Raw genomic sequence first — 17,891 nt, forward strand, 5'->3', positions numbered from 1 at the left:
AACGGGTGTTCACACGAAATAGCCTGACGCCGTGACAACGCCGCAAATCCTGGACCTGCGCCAATGCTACGATGTGATATTCTCGGGGCTTCATCATCAGCTGGTTACCCCGCGGGGCAAGCGCCATTCGCTTGAGCTGTTGATAGTCGAAGACATGATCGCCGGGCCCATCTACTCCATCAAGGAATATGGCGGCTGCGCTTGTGTCTACGCGGACCAAGCGCGCTTTCACGGTGTCGATTCACCCGTCGCATTGCGAGAACGATTTCACCTGCATCACCGCGATCTGCTTGACGCAATTGCAGAGTTCAGTCCAAGCACCAAGGAAGAGGTTTCGGACTTGGCTCAAATGCGTGAACGCGCTTCCGACATATGGGCACTGGTCGAGTTGGCGTGCGATGTCGAGATAGTGCGATGGAATGCTGCTGCCGACAGCGTATAGCGTCGCCATGTTAAACGCCTTCGGACAGGAAGGACGTCAGGCCTCACGCAACGGACGAGCGCTTTGCGGTTTCATCACAACGAAGTTATTGACGGGCTGAAGCAACAGCTGAAATCATTTGCTGCAGATTTCATTCGCCGCTCGCCAATGACGAGTCCGGCCGCTTGAAAGCAAGCATCGTCATCATGGTGGAAATCATGAAGCACATTAAGGCCAGAAATGCTAAATCTTTCCGTTCTATAAATACCGCGACCACGCCTTCAAGCCATGCAAGGCGGTTAAGGACAAGGAATCTCCAGTCACCATATGCTGTCGAAAACAGCGAGCGGAAAAACCCCAGTTTCTCCAGCTCTTTTGCGGTGGTAGCGTTGAAGCGGTTATTCGCTTCTCGCACGGACTTGTCGAAAACAACGCTGACGAACATGACTACACACAAGGGTGAGAACGCGATCATCGCTGGGCCAAGTACCGGACTGATCGCATCCGGGTAAAATAGCATGAGAACGGGCAGGGCAACGCCCACCACGCAGCAAAATAGCGCCGGCAAAAAGAATACGTCAGTCCACCGGCCATTCATCGCGTCAGTTCTACGGCGGATATTGGGGCCCGACAACGTCAGATATCGGACGGGGTGCGCGCGATGAGACAGTCACGCCGCGTGCTGGCCTGGCTGGAACAGCCGATCCTTCCCCTAAAGTCGGGGCGTCAAGATTGCAGACCCCGGTCGTCGGATCCGTTTCGAACGACCGGGTTCTGTGGAGCCACCTGCCTCAGTTCGGCGTACCGTCCGGGTACCAAATCTTCATGCCCCCATGCGCCGAGCACGCCGTCTGCTTGGAACCGGTGCTTACATAAGTACCGTCGTTGCACAGGCCCAGCGCGTCGCTCGGCACGCCGCTTACCTTTTCCTTGGTCGCGGTTCTGCCGGACTCGGGCGTCGCATAGTCGGCCGCCGTCGCGGTGCCCGGCCCATCGGGATACCAGATTTTCAGGCCACCATGCCGGCTGCACGCGGTGGCCTTCGAACCCGTGCTCACATAGGTGCCATCCTTGCACAGCCCCAGTGCATCGCTCGGCACGCCGCCGACCGACTGGCCGGATGCCGTCTGGCCCGATCCGCTGTCCTGCGCATAGGCGGCGGAACCCGCCAACATCACCGCGCAGAGTGCCGAAAATGCCATTCCGTTACGAGTATTCCTCATCACTGAACTCCCTGCCTGAACACCAATGTTGCTCGAACGTGCAGGTTGGCCGGGAGTTGCTACGATCGGTTAATAGCATAAGGACGAGGTCGCAGGGGGTAACACGCCTGTTAACTTTCGCTCCGCACACATTGCCGCGGTGGAAAGCGTCACCGCACGGACGATCGTTGCGATCCTCGTGTCAGCGGTGGCTTTCTCGCTATTTCATATTCCCGTCTATTGCCTTGAAAAGGGGCTGCTAACGGTTGTGCCCGCGACTTTCATGGCAAGCTTCTTCGCGTGGCCGCAGACTGACCGCGAGTGTCATGGCACATTCTCTGCTCGACCTTATCAGCGTTTGACCTCCTTTTTGCGGGATCCTGATAACACCATGTGACCGAGCGTGATGATGGCCAGCGTCCGCCACGCAAATGCTGCGGGTCCGCTGACGCGCCACTTGCAGCCATTCCTACTTCAACGCGAGTTCTGCATTTCGCATAAGCTGGATGACCCGCGCGACCGCCTCGTCGAGTGGCAAGCGACAATCATGGTCCGGCCCCCTCGGCTCAATCAGGTTGGCGATATTCCAATGTCGATCCTCGGCAGGATAGAGATACATCATAAGCCTATAGCTGACGATCTCGCCATCCGACGTTGGCAGAGACCCAACAGCGATGCTGTCACCTAGCGACCAAGTGCGCTCGACCGCGAAGAGTCCCTCGCTTCTTAGAGCTTCAATGGCGGCGCTGCGATCCATCGCCAAAGTCTATTCAGCGACCGCCTGGCTGTCCATCGAAGCAACCGCATTCCACCTATCCGAGTCATTCGCCCCTACGCCCCCCGCACCTCATCCAGGAACCGAGCCACCTCGCCCAGGTCCACCGCCCGCTCCAGATACGTCTCGCCGATCCCCCGCGCGAGGAGGAAGGGCAGGGTGCCGGCGTCCATCTTCTTGTCGTGCAACATATGCGCCACCAGCGTCGCGCCATCCGCGTCGATGCCCGCCGCCGCCAGCCCGTCGGGCAGGCCCACCGCGCGCAGGTGCGCCGCGACCCGCTCGGCATCCGCGGCGGGGCACAGGCCCAGCCGCGCCGAATATCCGAACGCCAGCGCCATGCCCGCCGCCACGCCCTCGCCGTGGACCAGCCGGTCGGAAAAGCCCGTCTCCGCCTCCAGCGCATGGCCGAAGGTGTGGCCCAGGTTGAGCAGCGCGCGCTTGCCGGTCGTCTCGCGCTCGTCCTCGGCCACGATCCGCGCCTTGGCCGCGACCGACCGGGCGATCGCCGTCTCGCGCGCCTGCGGATCGCCCGCCAGCAGCGCCGCGCCGTTCGCCTCGCACCAGTCGAAGAATTCGGGATCGTCGATCAGGCCGTATTTCACGACCTCGCCATAGCCGGCGCGCGTATCGCGCAGCGGCAGCGTGTCCAGCACCTGCGGATCGATCAGCACCAGTGCCGGCTGGTGGAACGTGCCGATCAAATTCTTGCCCGCCCGGCTGTTGATCGCGGTCTTGCCCCCCACCGAACTGTCGACCTGCGCCAGCAACGTCGTCGGGATCTGGACGAAGCCGCATCCGCGCTTGAGGATGCTGGTGGCGAACCCGACCAGGTCGCCGATCACCCCGCCGCCCAGCGCGATCACATGGTCGCCGCGCTCCACGCCCAGCTCGAGCAGCCGGTCGGTCAGCGCCTCCAGCTGCGCCCAGCTCTTGGTCCCTTCGCCGGGCGGCAGCACGATCGCCTCGCTGGCGATGCCCGCCTCGCTCAGCGCGGCCTGCAGCGTCGCCAGGTGCGGCGCGACATTGGCGTCGGTGACGATCGCCATCGTCCGGCCGCGCGACAGCGGCTTCAGATGGGCACCGGCGCGCGTCAGCACGCCGGCCTCGATCACGATGTCATAGCTTCGGGCGCCCAGCGCGACGGGAATGAGGGTCATGCACCTATTGCTTCAAGGATGGCGTTCACCGTCGCGTCGTGCGGGGCGACCACGCTCTTCACGCGGAACGGGGCCAGCGAATAATAGGGGTTTCGCACCGCCGCCAGCTCCGACAGGATTTCTTCCGGATCGCGCCCGCGCAGCAGCGGGCGGGTGTCGCGCCGCCGCACCCGGTCGGCCAGCACCGCCGGCTCGGCGTCCAGCCACACCGCGATCGCATGGTCCAGGATCAGGTCGCGCGTCTGCTGCTGGATGAACGCGCCGCCGCCCGTGGCGATCACCTTGGGTGTGCCGTCGACCAGCCGGGCGATCACCCGCCGCTCGCCGTCGCGGAAATAGGGTTCGCCGAATCGGTCGAAGATGTCGGTGATCGCCATGCCCGCCGCGGTCTCGATCTCGGTATCGGCATCGACGAAGGGCAGGTCCAGCCGCTGCGCCAGCCGCCGCCCCACGGTCGACTTGCCCGCGCCCATCAATCCGACGAGCACGATCGGCTTGCCGCTCCAGCGCGGATCGGGGGGGCGTGTTTGTAACATGTCCATCGGGGCTATACAGCGAGGGTCGCGCTCGGGCAAAAGGCCGCGCGCATAGTCTTGGTTGTTTGCGGAAGAGTTTTCCAATGTCCCGTTCGTTAGTCGTGCTGATCGCTGTCCTCGTGCTGCTGGTGGCAGGGCTGTTCTTTTTCGCCGGGCGGGACACCGCCAAGGAACCGACGCGCGTGGAAAAGGGCGTCTCGCTTGAAAATCTCGCCAACTAGGCTGTCCGCCGCCCGCATCGCCCTCGTCGCCGCCCTGCTTGCGGGCGTCGCGGTGCCGGTGCTCGCGCCGCTCCGGGCCCAGGACACACCCGAATCGCTGCTGCCGCCGGGGTTCAACGATCCCGCGCCGGCGCCCGCTCCGGCACCGCGTCCGTCGGGGCCCGCTGCCCCGCGTCCGACCGCCGCGCCTGTCGCGCCGCCCTCGGTCCCGGCCGATTCGCCCGCGCTGTTCGGCAACGACAGCGCGCCGCTGGCGGAGGCCACCCCGGCGCCGATCGACTATAGCAAGTACGAACTGCCCGAATTCGCCAAGCGGTCGCTGAACCGCATCGGCGTGTCCGCCTGGGGCAATCCGGTGTTCGCGCCCGATGCCTTTGCCCGCACGCCGGGCCGGGCCCAGATGATCCTGATGCAGCGGCTCGACGCGCCGGTGCCGTCGCGCTGGGTCTCGATCGCGCTGCGCCGCGCGCTGCAATCGCCGATCGACACCCCCGCCGGGATCAACGGCGCCGATTATGCGGCGCAGCGTGCCTGGCTGCTACTGCGCATGGGCGAAAGCTTCGCCGCACGCGCGGTGGTGCAGGGCGTCGATGCGGAGAATTTCACCCCCGGCCTGTACCGCGTCGGCATGCAGGTGGCGCTCGCCGCCGCCGATCCGGCGATGGTGTGCGGCTTCGCCGATCCCGCGGCTCAGGAACTGCCCGATCGCGCCTGGCAGTTCGCTCGCGCCTGGTGCGCCGGCCTGGGCGGTGAACCGAACAAGGCCCAGGCGCTGCTGAAGGAGGCCCGTTCGGGCCCGCGCGGCACCATCGACAATCTGCTCGCCGAAAAGCTGGTCGGTGCCGGCGGCCGCGGCGCCATCACCATCGAATGGGACGGCGTCGACGCGCTCAGCGCGTGGCGCTGGGGCCTCGCCACCGCCACTGGCGAAACCGTGCCCGACGCGCTCTATACCGGCGTCGGCCCCCAGGTCCGCTTCTGGCAGGCGCTGGCGCCGATGGTCCCCGCGGCCCAGCGTCTCGCCCCGGCCGAGCTGGCCGCGGCCAATGGCGTCTTCTCCAATGCCGGCCTCGTCTCGCTCTATGGCGAGATCGAGCAGGAGGATGATGGCGGCCCCTTCGTCGCCACCGCGCGCGACCTGCGCACCGCCCATAGCGGCCCCGATGCCGCCGCCCGCGTCGCCGCGCTCAAGACCATCTGGGGCGAAAGCGATTCGGCCCGCCGCCGCTATGGCCGGCTGGTGCTGACCGCGCGCGCCGCCTCCGCCATTCCGGTGCGGCCCGAACTGGCCGCCGATGCCGACACGCTGATCGCCGCGATGCTGACCGCCGGCTTCGAACAATCCGCGCTTGCCTGGCGCGGCGTCGCCCCGCGCGGCGGCTCGGGCTGGATGCTGCTCGCGCTTACCGATCCCAATGGCGGCATCGCCGGCGGCGATTTCGAGGCCTATCGCGCAGCGGCCAGCCCGCGCGCGGTCCAGCTCGCCTTTGCCGGCCTCGCCGGCCTCGGCAAGCTCTCGGACAGCGACGCGCGCAGCTATGCCCAGTCGCTCGACGTGCCCGTGGCCGCGCAGAACAGCTGGACCCGCGCCATCGACGGCGCTGCGGCCCGCGGCGATTCCGGCACCGTCGCGTTGCTCGCCGCGGTGGGGATGCAGTCGCGCGGCTGGGGCGCGATCTCGCCCGAGGCGCTGTTCCACATCGTCGCCGCCTTCCGCACCGCCGGCATGCCGCAATATGCCCGGATGATCGCCGTCGAGGCGGTCACCCGCGCCTGACCCGGCCGGGGCACCCCCGATGAGCGCCGGCGACGATCGCGCGCTGATCGACCGGTTCCTCGAAATGCTCGCGGCGGAGGCGGGCGCGGCGAAGAACACGCTCGCCGCCTATGGCACCGACCTGCGTCTCGCATCGCAGGCGCTGTCCGGACGGCTGGGCGATGCGGGGCAGGGCGAGCTTCAGGCGCTGGCCGGCGGCTGGCAGGCGCTGTCGCGCGCCACCGTCGCACGCAAGTCGGCCGCGCTGCGCCGCTTCTTCGCCTTCCTGGCGGACGAGGGGCTTCGCGCCGACGATCCCGGCGCCGCGCTGCCCCGTCCGGGCGCCACCCGGCCGCTGCCCAAGGTGCTGAGCACCGCCGATGTTGACCGCCTGTTCGACGCGGTTGCTGCACGACAGGCGCGGGTGCCTGCCGATCCGCTCGACCTGCGGCTCGGCGCGCTGGTCGAACTCCTCTACGGCTCCGGGCTGCGCGCCACCGAGCTCGTCTCGCTGCCGCGAAACGCCGTCCATCCCGACCGGCCCTATCTGATCCTGAAGGGCAAGGGCGGGCGCGAGCGGCTGGTGCCGATCTCCGACCGCGCCCGCGCCGCGGTCGCCTTGTGGCGCGGCCATGTTGATCCGGCCAGGCTGTGGCTGTTCCCCTCGGGCAAGGCGCACCTGTCGCGCGTGCGTCTGTACCAGATCCTCCAGGGGCTGGCGGTCGAGGCCGGCATCCCGCCCGACCGGGTCAGTCCCCACGTGCTGCGCCATGCCTTCGCCACCCATCTGCTCGAAGGGGGCGCCGATCTGCGTGCGCTCCAGTCGATGCTCGGCCATGCCGACATCGCCACGACCGAAATCTACACCCATGTCGACAGCCGCCGGCTGGTCGATCTGGTCAATTCGCGCCACCCGCTGGGTCAGGCGCTCGTTGACGCGAGGCCCCGGCGCGCTTAACCGAAACGACCCATGGCCAGTTTCCTAGATTTCGAAAAGCCGATCGCCGAGCTTCAGGCTCGCATCGACGAATTGCGCGCCACCGCCGCCGGTGGCGAGGTCGATCTCGATGCCGAGATCACCCCGCTTCAGGTCAAGTCGGACAAGCTGCTGCGCGACACCTATTCGCGCCTCACCCCGTGGCAGAAGACCCAGGTTGCGCGCCATCCCGAACGCCCGCACTTCACCCATTATGTCGCGGCGCTGATCGAGGATTTCATGCCGCTGGCAGGCGACCGCGCCTTTGCCGACGATCAGGCGATCATCGGCGGCCTCGGCCGTTTCCGCGGCCGCCGCGTCATGGTCATCGGCCATGAAAAGGGCGACGATACCGCCAGCCGGCTCAGGCATAATTTCGGCATGGGCAAGCCTGAGGGCTATCGCAAGGCGATCCGCCTGATGCAGCTCGCCGACCGCTTCGGCCTGCCGGTCATCACACTCGTCGACACCTCCGGCGCCTTTCCGGGCATCCAGGCCGAGGAACGCGGCCAGGCCGAGGCGATCGCCCGCTCGACCGAACAATGCCTCAACCTCGGCGTGCCGCTGGTCGCGGCGGTGCTGGGCGAGGGCGGATCGGGCGGCGCCGTGGCGCTGGCCGCGGGCAACAGCGTGCTGATGCTCGAACACGCCGTCTATTCGGTGATCTCGCCCGAAGGCTGCGCCTCGATCCTGTGGCGCACCGCCGACAAGGCGCCCGAGGCGGCCGAGGCGATGAAGGTCACCGCGCAGCATCTCAAGGAACTGGGCGTCATCGACACGATCGTTCCCGAGCCGCTGGGCGGCGCGCACCGCGATCATGCCGCCGCGATCCGCGCGCTGGGCGATGCGATCGATTCGGCTCTGGTGGCGATGGACGGGCTGGCGCCGGAAGCGCTGCGCCAGATGCGCCGCGCCAAGTTCCTCGCAATGGGCCGTCTCTGAAGATATATCTTGGCGTAGGAAGCTTCCTGCGCTTTTTGCACGAACGTTATGCACGAAAAGGGCGGCGGAACCGGAGTTCCGCCGCCCGATACTGTGTCGAGACGAGGCTTACGAAGCCTTCATGTTCGACGAGACGTTGCTGAAGGTGGTGTTCAGCTGATTGCCCAGGCCCTGCATCGCGGCGATCGCGGCAACGGCGATCAGCGCGGCGATCAGGCCGTACTCGATCGCGGTCGCGCCCTTGGAATTCTTAACGAAATTGCGAATCTTGGTCATAACGGTCTCCACGTTCGAAGGTGCTTCATTTCCCGGCCGCTGCGGCAAAACCGTCGCGGCATCACTGGTTTAGGCGGGGGAGGTAAATAAATTTCTAAACTGCGGCCCATAGCGGCCGAAAAAGTTTCGGGAGCTCAACGGCTGGTCTGAACCCGCTCGGACACCCGGTTCCACATGCTCGTCGTCCGCCCCGCCAGCAGCTGCAGCGTCGCCAGCAAGGCGAGCACCACCAATGCAAGGATGAAGCCATATTCGACCGCGGTCGCCGCCCGCCGGCTGTCGCAAAAGCGCCGCACGTGTCGCAACAAGGCTCGCATTTGTGCACCACTCCCCCGATAGGTGCGCCGCAGTCTAGGGAAGGGGCGTTAACAAGTGTCTAGCAACGATCCGGCGCTTAACTCGCAGATGCTGTTCGTTGTCGCAGCCGCGATCGTCGACGGCGACGGCCGGGTCCTGGTCCAGCAGCGCCCGGCGGGCACGTCGATGGCGGGGTTGTGGGAGTTTCCCGGCGGCAAGGTCGAACCCGGCGAGCGGCCCGAGGCGGCGCTGATCCGCGAGCTGCACGAGGAACTGGGCATCGATGTCGAGGCCGCCTGCCTGGCACCGGCCTGCTTCGCCAGCGAACCGCTGGGCGACCGCCACCTGCTCCTGCTCCTCTACGCCCTGCGCAAATGGCGCGGCGTCCCCGAACCGCGCCACGCGCATGCGCTCAAGTGGCTCCGCCCGGTCGAGCTCCACCGCCTCGACATGCCCCCCGCCGACAAGCCGCTGATCGGCCTGCTCGAGGCGCTGGTCTAGCTGTTCAGTCTCGAAGCTTGGCGGCACGGGGTGGAGCGAATGGCCTTCGCCCCCATCGGGGCAGCATTGACGCTTGCCCGCTCGCGCCGATTCTGCGCGGTCGTCTCACCGATGCCGTGACGACGGGCCTGCGCCTTTGTGCTTTCTTCACCCCGCCAGCGCCAACCCCAAGGCAACACCGTCCTCGTCCGCCAGCGCCGCCTCTCTCAGCGCCCGCAGCCCCGCCGCATCCACGCCGCCCGCGCGCCACCGTGCGACGATCCGCTCGTAATTGCCGAGCCCCCGCGCAAAGGTGTCGCCATAGCCCTTGATCAGCCGCTGGCACTTCACCAGCTCCAGTGCCGCCTCGGGCTCAGCCGCGCGAACCAACGCCAGCCAGTCCTCGATCCGCGCCTGCTCGAGCTGGTAGCGCAGCGTCCCGCGGCGCCAGCGGCGCCAGCCGGCGAGAACTGACAGCATCAGGAACCAGCGCAGGCTGGTCGTCTCGACATGGCGGCCCTTGGTGAAGAACGGATGCAGCCGCCGCGACCAGCCTTCGCTCGCCAGGATGCGACGGCCCAGGGGCGCCGGCAGCGTCTCGCAAATCTCCTCGAGCCGCGGGTGCATATATTCGGTCATGTTGACGATCTGGTCTTCCTTCGCCTTCACCTCGCTGCGCACCCGGGCGAAGCGGGTGGCGCGGACCTTCAGGTCGGCGACGCGGATCGTGTCCTCGTACGACATCCATAGCGCCAGGTGGCGCGCTGCCTCCGCCAGCACCTCCGGCGTGCCGTCCAGGCGCTCGAGCCGGTCGAGATAGTGTTCGGCATAGGCCGCGTCCTGATAGTCCATCAGCCGCTTGACCCCTTCGAGCGCGAAGCGGTGCGCCTCGGGCGGAAGCGCTGCCGTGATCCGCTCGGCCAGGATCCGGCCGGTGGCGCTGGTCGGGGCGGGCAGGTCGGGCAGGGCGGGCGCGGGTTCGGCCACGCCCTGCGCCGCATCGAACCCCGCCGCGAAGCCGCGCAGATTGGCCTCGATCGCCTTGCCGCCGGCGCGGATCGCGTCCTCGAAAGCGCTGCGCGCGAAGGGCAGGGCGCCGCTGCCGGCCAGCGCGCCGAACATCACCGAGCTGATCACGCTGCCGGTGCGCTCGGCGACCGCGTCCATGTCGAAGCCGATGAAGCGCCGCGCGCGATCATGCGCCGCCGCGACGATCCGCTCGCCGCTGGCGCGACCGTCGCCCATCGCCGACTTTTCGGAGATAGCGTACACGCGGTGGGTCGATCCGATCAGCTGGGTCCGTTTCGACACGAAGCCGCGCAGGATCGCCCGGCCCGCCTCCATCAGCTCGGATGCGACGACGACATCGACATCGCCCGGCACCGGGGTCAGCGCCAGCACCGGGCGGGGGCCACCGACATCGGCGATCATCTCGATATAATAGATGGTCGCGCCGGTACGCTGGGCGACGCCGGGCACCGACGTGCCCTGCGCGACATGACCGTTGCGCTCGCCCAGCTGGACGATCCAGTCGGCCAGCACGCCGCCGCCTTGGCCGCCCAGCCCGAGCACGGCGATGGTGATGCGGTTGCGATCGGTCATCAGAAGGTCCTTGCGGCGATGCCGCGCGCGGTGCGGCGTTGCAGCGCGCCGATCATCCAGCCGCGCAGGCGCTGGCGCAGCCGGTCGCGGCGATCGGGATTGGAGACGATGCTCGCCTTGTAGAAGGACGGACACAGCACCGCGGCATGGCTCACCTCGCCGCACACGCCGCAGCCGACGCAGCTGTTTTCGACATGCGCGATCGGATCCTCGCGCAGCGGATCCGGGTTGGTCTTGATCGTCAGCGACGGACAGCCCGACAGGCGGATGCAGCTATGGTCGCCGGTGCAGGTGTCGGGATCGACCCCGAACCGCTCGCGCACCACACGCTTGCCGTCCTTCACGGCCTTGGCGAGCTGCGGCTTGATCCGGCGCTGGCGGTTGAGCTGGCATTCGGACTGGGCGACCAGGACCTTCGGCCCCTTTTCCTTCGAGGTCAGCGCGTCGCGGATCGCATCGCGCATGCCGGCGACGTCATAGGTCCGCTCCAGCGTCTTCGCCCAGCCGATGCCGATGCCGCGCACCGCCTTCTCGATCGGGTTGTTGGTCTTGCGGTTGGGCGGCTTGGCGCGCGACGACAGCACGTCCTGCCCACCGGTCGCGGCCGAATAGCCATTGTCGACGATGATCGTGAGGTTGTCGTCCTGGTTGAAGACGGCGTTGCCGATCCCCGAGGTCAGGCCGTTATGCCAGAAGCCGCCATCGCCCATGATCGCGATCGCGCGCTTGTCGCGCGGCTTGAACGCCGATGCGCCGGCTGTGCCCAGCCCGTAGCCCATCGTCGTGTTGCCGATATGAAAGGGCGGCAGGATCGAGAAGAGGTGGCAGCCGATATCGGCCGAGACATGCGAGGGACCCAGCTCCTTCTCGACCAGCTTCATCGCCGAGAAGATCGGGCGTTCGGGACAGCCGGTGCAGAAGCCCGCAGGCCGCTGCGGCACTGCCGCCGGGGAAAGCGCCGGGGGCTGGGCCGGTTCCTCGGCCGGGGCGCGCTCGGGGGCATGGAGGCGCAGGAACTTGGCGACGCCGTCGCGGATCACCGCGCCGCTATATTCGCCCGCACGCGGCAGCACGTCCTTGCCGACGATTCTGGTCCGCAGGTCGGCGCGGCGCACCAAGGTGTTGAACTCATGCTCGATGAATTCGGGCTGGCCCTCCTCGACCACCAGCACCGCGCGCTTGCCCGCGCAGAAGTCGCGGACCTCGTCGGGGATCAGCGGATAGGTGACGTTGAGGACATAGACCGGCAGCTTCGCATTGCCATAGGCATCCGACAGCCCGATCAGCTCGAGCGCACGGTTGAGCGAGTTGAACAGCCCGCCCTGGACGATGATGCCGATCTCGTCCCCGGCAGTGCCGAAATGCTCGTTGAGCTTGTGCTCCTGGACGAACTTCACCGCCGCCGGCCAGCGCTGCTCGATCTTCTCGACCTCGTGCAGGAAATTGGCGGGAGGCAGGACGATGCGGTCGGTGTCGCGGCGCGGCGTCTCGGCGGCCTCGGAGACGGTCAGCGGCGGGTGGCGATTGTCGCGCGTGACGAAGCTGCCCGTGACGTGGCAGGCACGCACGCGCAGTTCGAGCATGACCGGCGTGTTCGACGCCTCGGACAGCTCGAAGCCCTTCTCGACCATGTCGACGATCATCGGCAGGCTGGGCCGCGGGTCGAGCAGCCACATCTGCGACTTCATCGCGAACGCGTGCGTGCGCTCCTGCATGATCGACGAGCCCTCGCCATAATCCTCGCCGAGGATGATGAGCGCGCCACCGGTCACGCCGCCCGAGGCGACGTTGGACAAAGCGTCCGAGGCGACGTTGGTGCCGACGACCGACTTCCACGCGACCGCGCCGCGCAGGGGGTAGTTGACCGAGGCGGCAAGCATCGCGGCCGCGGTCGCTTCGCTGGCCGAGCTTTCGAAATGGACGCCGAGTTCGCCCATCAGCGTGTTGGCGTCGGCGAACACGTCCATCAGGTGGCTGATCGGCGACCCCTGATAGCCGCCGACATAGGCGACGCCCGCCTGGAGCAGCGCCTTGGTGACGGCAAGGATGCCTTCGCCGTGGAAGACCTCGCCCTCGCCGAGCCGCAGCTGCTCGACTTCCGCCTTGAACGAACGCTCGGCCATGCGATCAGTCCGCGACCAGCGCGAGCACGCGCAGCGGGCTGCCCGATCCGCCCTTGATCTTGAGCGGGCTGGCCAGGATCACGATACCGGTCGCCGGCAGCTGGTCGAGATTTTCCAGGCATTGCAGGCCGTAGCGGCCGGCGGCGTGGAACAGGGTGTGCGCCGGATAGGTGGGGTCGAGCAGATGCGCCTGGCCCGCATCGGTGCCGATCGTCTCGACGCCCAGGCCGTGCGCGTCCCGCTGCTCGATCAGGAACTTGACCGCCTCGGCGGAGGGACCGGGCGTATGCGCGCCGTCCTCGCGGCGATTGGTATAGGCTTCGACGTCGCGCTTCGACCAGTCGGTGCGCAGCAGGATCCAGCTGCGCGGCGGAATCGCGCCATGCTCGGCCTCCCACGCCTCGATATCGGCGACGGTCAGCAGATAGTCGGGGTTCTCCGCGGACTTGGCGGAGATGTCGATCACCACCGCCGGCGCGATGAAGTCGGCCGGGGGGACGGTATCGACCGCGTTGTTGTCCAGATCCCGCCCGGTGATCCAGTGGACCGGCGCGTCGAAATGTGTGCCGGTATGCTCGCTGACGGTGAAGTTGTTCCAGTACCAGGCGACGCCGCGCTCGTCGTAGCGCGAAATCTCTTCCTGGCTGAAGCCGGCGCACTGGCCGAATTCAGGGGGCAGGACCAGGGTCGGCGTGTCCGGCGACAGCGTCTGGGTGAGGTCGATCGTACGGATCGCGCCCGAGGCGATTCCGGCGGCGAAATCCTGCAGCGTCTGACGGGTCATCCTTGTCCTCCCATGGGTTTTGTGGCTGGATTTAGTTGCATATGCAAGTAATTCGATGCGGCTTCAGGTTCATGCGGGCACGACATCGAAGGCGATTGTCGTGCGGTGGCGCGCATCGTCGAACGGCACGGTGCCGTGGTAGAAATAGGACGGGAACAGCACGAGCTTGCCGACCTCGGGCCGGACCATGTGCGCGATCCGCTCGCGCGTGCCGAGCCGCAGCCCGCTCTCGCCGAACTTCAGCCAGCCCTGTTCGTCCTGTGTCACCGCGTCGGGCAGGGCGACGTAATAGACGGCGCTGATCCAGCCTTCGGGATGGATGTGGTTCTCGTGAAAGCCGGCGCTGCGCAGCCGTACCGACCAGGAGCCGGAAAAGGCGAAACCGGCAGTTTTCCGGCGCAGAAACGGATGGTTACCATCCTCGGGAAGCTCGGCAATCCACGCCCGGACGCGCGCCTCGATCATCGCGCGAACCGCCGCGACCTCGGGCAGGGGGAGGGCGAACAGGTCGTCGCTGGTCTGGGTCCCGCCGCGCAGCGTCTGATCGAGCGGAGACTGCGTCGCGCGGTGCAGCGGGGTGAGCGCGGCATCGAGCCGGGCGTTGAACCCGGCCACGTCGCCATCGGCGAGTGTCAGCACGGCCTCCGAAACGAACCGCGAGACGTCGTTCAGCCAGGCCTCTTTCGGATCTTCGGTGGAGCGCCACGCGAGCCCCTGGAGCGCGAGCGCCTGCTGGTCCGCCGGATCCGCGGCGAGCAGGTCGTCGAGCAGCGGCAGGGCGTCGGTCGGGCGATCCAGGATAATTCCTATGCGGGCAGCCTCGCGCGCCGCCGGCGCGAACGGCAGTGCGGAGCGGAGGGCGGCAAGTGCGGCATCGGCCTTGCCGAGCGACCACAGCGCGCGGCCATGCTGGTAGCGAAGCTCGGCGCCTGCGCCATCGACATGCGGGGCGAGCAGCGCCGCTGCCTGATCGGCATGGCTGGCGAGGAGAAGGCTGGCGCCATAATCGGCGAGCAGACCCTGGTCGCCGGGATGGCGGGGCAGCGCGGCGCGGTAGCTGGCAAGCCAGACATGGGTCCGGCCATGCTGCCACAACAGGCGGTTGAGCGACGCGTGCGCGGCACGATCGGTCGGGCGCAGCGCGATCGTCGCGCCATAGGCGGTGACCGCATCGTCGATCCTCCCGAGATCCTGGAGGCAATGGCCGTGATTATAGGCGATCTCGGGCGTCGTCGGATCGGCGGCGCGGCAGCGTTCGAACAGCGGCAACGCCTCGGCTGCCCGCCCCGCGAGGCGCAGCGCCACGGCGAGATTGTGGCGCGTTGGGACATGATCCGGGCGCAGCGCCAGCGACTGGCGCAGGGCGCCGATCGCTTCATCGCCGTCGAGCGCCTGGCCCAGGGACGCCCAAGCACGGGCGTTGCGAGAGTCCCGATGCAGCAGCGGGCCGAGGACCGCGGCTGCGCCCGGACGATCGCCAGAGGCGATCAACGCGAGGCCGAGATTGACCGCGGCGTCGGCATAGCCCGGCTGGAGCCGCACCGCATCGCGATAGGCCGCCACCGCTTCGTCGTGGCGGCCGAGATCGGACAGGCTGTTGCCGAGATTGTTCAGCACATGCGGCTGGGCGGGGTTGGCGGCGAGCGAGCGGCGGAACAGGGCGACCGCGTCCTGCTGCCGGCCCGACTGGCGAGCGATCATGCCGAGCAGCTGCAGCGCGTCGGGCTGGCCCGGCAGGCGGTCGAGGATGCGGTTCAACAGTGCCTCGGCAGCGTCCGACCGGCCGCTGCGGGCGAGCGTCATCGCCTGTTGCAGCGCCTGACCGAGCTCGGCCGCGGCGAGGCCGGCCTGAGCGCTCGGCATGGGTCCGGAAGCTGCGTTTCGCACTGGCTGCTCCACCTGCGGCATCTTGCGGTCGCAGCCTGCTGATGGCGCGTCCTGCGACCGAAAGTTGCAAATGACCCTTGCCTCGTCAAGCGAATCACGCTCTAAATCATGTGTAATTGGAAATAATATCGGGGATCGCGAGATGAGCGAGGCGGGGACGCAGCTGCGCATGATGCAGGCGATGGCGGTGCATTCGGTGCCGGAAGCCACGGCAAATTCGCGGCGCCCGGGCGTGCGCATGACCCTTGTGTCGCTGGCTGTGCTCCTTGCCGGCACGGCCTTCGTTGCGCCCGCAGCCGCGCAGAACCAGTCGCGGCCGATCCCCGAGACGAGCGACGATGTCCGCCGGCTGCCCATCCCGCCGGTCGACCGCAGCAAGGCGCCGCTGGTCGTGCTGACCGGCGGCACGCTGATCGACGGTCGCGGCGGCGCGGCGATCCCGAATGCGGTGGTGGTGCTGCAGGGCGATCGCATCGTTGCGGCGGGCCCGGCGCGCTCGACCCCGGTTCCGGCGGGCGCGGCGCGGAAGATCGACGCCACCGGCCTGTATGTCCTGCCCGGGCTGATCGACCTGCACATCCACTTCACCCAGCAGCGCGGGCCCAATATGGGGCTGTATTCGGATAGCCCGGCGGCGGCGGCGATCCGCGGCTCCGCGCTGGCGGACCAGCTGGTCACGGCGGGCATCACTGCGGTGCGCGACGTAGGCACCAGCGACGATGTCGCGCTGCGCATCAAGGAAGCGGTCGATCGCGGCATCATCCGCGGCCCGCGCGTGTTCTGGAGCGGGCGGATCATCTCGAGCACCGGCGGCCATGGCGACGAGGTCACCTCGACCGCGACCGGCAAGCAGAAGCCGGCGCTGGGCGGCGAGACGCGCGGCTATAACGGGCCATGGGAGTGGCGCACCGCGGTGCGCAGCCAGGTGAGGGTGCTGGTGGACTGGATCAAGCTGGGCGCGCCGGCCGACCGCGAGGAACTGGTCGCGGCGATCGACGAGGCGCATTCGCTCGGCGTGCCGGTCGCGATCGACAGCTATGGCAAATATACCGACTGGGCGATCGAGGCGGGCGTCGACACGCTGGAGCATCCGCTGCTGATGAGCGACCAGGCGGTGCCGCTGATGAAGAAGCACGGCACCGCGTTCGTGCCGACGATCGGCGCGTTCGACAATCTGCTGGAAGGCGGATACCCGACCGCGGGCATTCCGACCGGCGGCTTCTACCACACCCATTCGCGCCGCTTCGTCATCGACCAGGGCGATCACCTGAAGCGCGTGACCGAAGCCCATCGTGCCGGCGTGCCGATCGGCGTGGGCACCGACATCCCGTTCGAGAATGAGTGGCGCTACCCCGACGCCTATTTCCGCGAGCTCGACTATCTGCACCAGGCGGGGATGAGCAATGCCGACGTGCTGGCGTCGGCGACGCGGGTCGGCGCGCGGATCATGAAGATGGGCGACAAGCTGGGTACGATCGAGCCGGGTAAGATCGCGGACCTGCTGGTGGTGGGCGCGAACCCGCTGGAGTCGCTGAAGAATCTGCGCGAGGTGCGCTATGTGATCGCGGACGGGAAGGTTGTCGTGGACGGGCGGGAGTAGGAGAAAAGCCCGTTCGGGCTGAGCTTGTCGAAGCCCGGATTTCTACCGCTACGTGGCGTGCGGTTGAGGGCGGGCTATTTGCTCGCACAAAGACACAAAGGCACAAAGAAGTAATTTTGCGCTGGCGCCGACCTACTCCCCTCCCGCTTGCGGGAGGGGCTGGGCGCCCGGCTTCCTGGTGCGCTGGCGATCGTGGAGATCGGGAGCCCACCCCCCGGGCCCCCTCCCGCGTGCGGGATGGGCAGTCACTTAGTGGTCGCGCAGCGCCCTTCGACGCGCTCAGGGCGAACCGGGTTGGGGGCTTGGTGCCCCCTTCTTCGTGCCTTCGTGCGAGAATTTTCTTACGACACCGCGGACACGTCCAGCGCACTCACTCGATCGGCAGCTTGCTCAAATTCGCGCTGATCTTCTGCAGGGTGCGCAGCAGGTGGGCAATGTCGCGGTCGCTGACGCCGTCCATGGCGCGGATGAACTGGCGGCCGACGATCGGGGTCAGCTTGCGCAGCGTCTGCTGGCCGGCGGGGGTCAGCGTCACCTCGGTGATGCGATTGTCCTCGGGGTTGGGCTCGGTCGTGACCAGGCCCTGTTCGACCATCCGGTCGATGATCCGGCTGATGGTCGAGCGCTTGGTCAGCGCCGCTTCGGCGATCGCGCCGATGCTGGCGGGCTGGCGTTCGCGCAGCACGGTCATCACGCGGTAGATCGGCTTGGACACGCCATGCTTGTGCAGCACGACGTCCATGTCCTCGTGATATTTGAAGTCTGCGTGCGCCATCAGGTAGAAAGGCGAATTCTCCAGGCGGAAACCGGGACTGCTGGGGTCGTAGACACTGCGGTTGTCCATCAGATCCTC

Annotated in this window: 19 protein-coding genes; 7 read left to right on the forward strand and 12 right to left on the reverse strand. The window is 67.5% G+C overall.

The window, feature by feature from the left end; genetic code table 11:
- The first annotated feature begins 31 nt into the window (after positions 1-31).
- A complete protein-coding gene (locus TPR58_RS04220; protein ID WP_346245368.1) occupies positions 32-442 on the forward strand; it encodes a hypothetical protein in 411 nt (136 codons plus the stop codon).
- 130 nt (positions 443-572) lie between these two features.
- Here TPR58_RS04220 and TPR58_RS04225 read toward each other — a convergent pair whose 3' ends face one another.
- From TPR58_RS04225 to TPR58_RS04245, 5 genes are all read right to left on the reverse strand, one after another.
- The gene (locus TPR58_RS04225; protein ID WP_346245369.1) at positions 573-1,019 is read right to left on the reverse strand and encodes a hypothetical protein; all 447 of its coding nucleotides are present in this window, start codon (positions 1,017-1,019) and stop codon (positions 573-575) included.
- A 193-nt stretch (positions 1,020-1,212) separates the two neighbouring features.
- Positions 1,213-1,644 carry a hypothetical protein gene (locus tag TPR58_RS04230; protein WP_346245370.1) on the reverse strand — a complete coding sequence of 144 codons (432 nt, stop codon included), beginning with the start codon at positions 1,642-1,644 and terminating at the stop codon, positions 1,213-1,215.
- A gap of 448 nt (positions 1,645-2,092) precedes the next feature.
- Positions 2,093-2,380: a hypothetical protein gene (locus TPR58_RS04235; RefSeq protein WP_346245371.1), complete on the reverse strand. Its 288-nt coding sequence runs from the start codon at positions 2,378-2,380 to the stop codon at positions 2,093-2,095.
- A 74-nt stretch (positions 2,381-2,454) separates the two neighbouring features.
- Entirely contained in the window at positions 2,455-3,558 is a 1,104-nt protein-coding gene (gene aroB, locus TPR58_RS04240) for a 3-dehydroquinate synthase (protein ID WP_346245372.1), read from the reverse strand.
- Entirely contained in the window at positions 3,555-4,094 is a 540-nt protein-coding gene (locus tag TPR58_RS04245) for a shikimate kinase (RefSeq protein WP_346245373.1), read from the reverse strand. Before TPR58_RS04245 ends, aroB begins: the two co-directional genes overlap by 4 nt.
- An 83-nt stretch (positions 4,095-4,177) precedes the next feature.
- Here TPR58_RS04245 and TPR58_RS04250 point away from each other — a divergent pair, with 83 nt between their 5' ends.
- The 4 genes from TPR58_RS04250 to TPR58_RS04265 are packed head-to-tail and all read left to right on the forward strand — an operon-like array spanning position 4,178 to position 7,989.
- On the forward strand, positions 4,178-4,315 hold the full coding sequence (locus TPR58_RS04250; RefSeq protein ID WP_346245374.1) for a hypothetical protein: 138 nt from the start codon (positions 4,178-4,180) through the stop codon (positions 4,313-4,315).
- Complete coding sequence (locus tag TPR58_RS04255) at positions 4,296-6,092, forward strand: hypothetical protein (RefSeq protein WP_346245375.1); 1,797 nt, start codon at positions 4,296-4,298, stop codon at positions 6,090-6,092. The genes TPR58_RS04250 and TPR58_RS04255 overlap by 20 nt, the downstream gene beginning before the upstream one ends.
- A gap of 19 nt (positions 6,093-6,111) precedes the next feature.
- The gene (locus TPR58_RS04260) at positions 6,112-7,029 is read left to right on the forward strand and encodes a tyrosine-type recombinase/integrase (RefSeq protein WP_346245376.1); all 918 of its coding nucleotides are present in this window, start codon (positions 6,112-6,114) and stop codon (positions 7,027-7,029) included.
- Between the two features lie 12 nt (positions 7,030-7,041).
- A complete protein-coding gene (locus TPR58_RS04265) occupies positions 7,042-7,989 on the forward strand; it encodes an acetyl-CoA carboxylase carboxyltransferase subunit alpha (RefSeq protein ID WP_346245377.1) in 948 nt (315 codons plus the stop codon).
- Between the two features lie 108 nt (positions 7,990-8,097).
- Here TPR58_RS04265 and TPR58_RS04270 read toward each other — a convergent pair whose 3' ends face one another.
- Both TPR58_RS04270 and TPR58_RS04275 read right to left on the reverse strand, forming a co-directional pair.
- A complete protein-coding gene (locus tag TPR58_RS04270; RefSeq protein WP_346245378.1) occupies positions 8,098-8,265 on the reverse strand; it encodes a Flp family type IVb pilin in 168 nt (55 codons plus the stop codon).
- 134 nt (positions 8,266-8,399) lie between these two features.
- A complete protein-coding gene (locus tag TPR58_RS04275) occupies positions 8,400-8,582 on the reverse strand; it encodes a Flp family type IVb pilin (RefSeq protein WP_346245379.1) in 183 nt (60 codons plus the stop codon).
- Between the two features lie 88 nt (positions 8,583-8,670).
- Here TPR58_RS04275 and TPR58_RS04280 point away from each other — a divergent pair, with 88 nt between their 5' ends.
- Complete coding sequence (locus TPR58_RS04280) at positions 8,671-9,063, forward strand: (deoxy)nucleoside triphosphate pyrophosphohydrolase (protein WP_346245638.1); 393 nt, start codon at positions 8,671-8,673, stop codon at positions 9,061-9,063.
- 147 nt (positions 9,064-9,210) lie between these two features.
- On the opposite strand, the gene TPR58_RS04285 is transcribed toward TPR58_RS04280, so the two are convergent.
- The 4 genes from TPR58_RS04285 to TPR58_RS04300 all read right to left on the reverse strand — a co-directional run bounded on the left by TPR58_RS04285 (position 9,211) and on the right by TPR58_RS04300 (position 15,414).
- Entirely contained in the window at positions 9,211-10,644 is a 1,434-nt protein-coding gene (locus tag TPR58_RS04285) for an indolepyruvate oxidoreductase subunit beta family protein (RefSeq protein WP_346245380.1), read from the reverse strand.
- Positions 10,644-12,767, reverse strand: a complete 2,124-nt coding sequence (locus TPR58_RS04290) for a thiamine pyrophosphate-dependent enzyme (RefSeq protein WP_346245381.1) — start codon at positions 12,765-12,767, stop codon at positions 10,644-10,646. Before TPR58_RS04290 ends, TPR58_RS04285 begins: the two co-directional genes overlap by 1 nt.
- Positions 12,768-12,771: 4 nt before the next feature.
- Entirely contained in the window at positions 12,772-13,551 is a 780-nt protein-coding gene (locus TPR58_RS04295; protein WP_346245382.1) for a cyclase family protein, read from the reverse strand.
- Positions 13,552-13,620: 69 nt separating this feature from the next.
- Complete coding sequence (locus TPR58_RS04300) at positions 13,621-15,414, reverse strand: 2OG-Fe(II) oxygenase family protein (protein ID WP_346245383.1); 1,794 nt, start codon at positions 15,412-15,414, stop codon at positions 13,621-13,623.
- Positions 15,415-15,580: 166 nt separating this feature from the next.
- On the opposite strand from TPR58_RS04300, the gene TPR58_RS04305 reads away from it, so the two are divergent.
- Positions 15,581-17,038 (forward strand): amidohydrolase family protein, encoded by a 1,458-nt coding sequence (locus tag TPR58_RS04305; RefSeq protein ID WP_346245384.1) that lies wholly within the window; start codon positions 15,581-15,583, stop codon positions 17,036-17,038.
- Positions 17,039-17,408: 370 nt separating this feature from the next.
- On the opposite strand, the gene TPR58_RS04310 is transcribed toward TPR58_RS04305, so the two are convergent.
- On the reverse strand, positions 17,409-17,882 hold the full coding sequence (locus TPR58_RS04310; RefSeq protein WP_181401901.1) for a MarR family transcriptional regulator: 474 nt from the start codon (positions 17,880-17,882) through the stop codon (positions 17,409-17,411).
- Positions 17,883-17,891 lie beyond the last annotated feature (9 nt).

It is taken from the genome of Sphingomonas rustica (assembly GCF_039652585.1).
In the GTDB taxonomy this organism is placed as follows: domain Bacteria; phylum Pseudomonadota; class Alphaproteobacteria; order Sphingomonadales; family Sphingomonadaceae; genus Sphingomonas; species Sphingomonas rustica.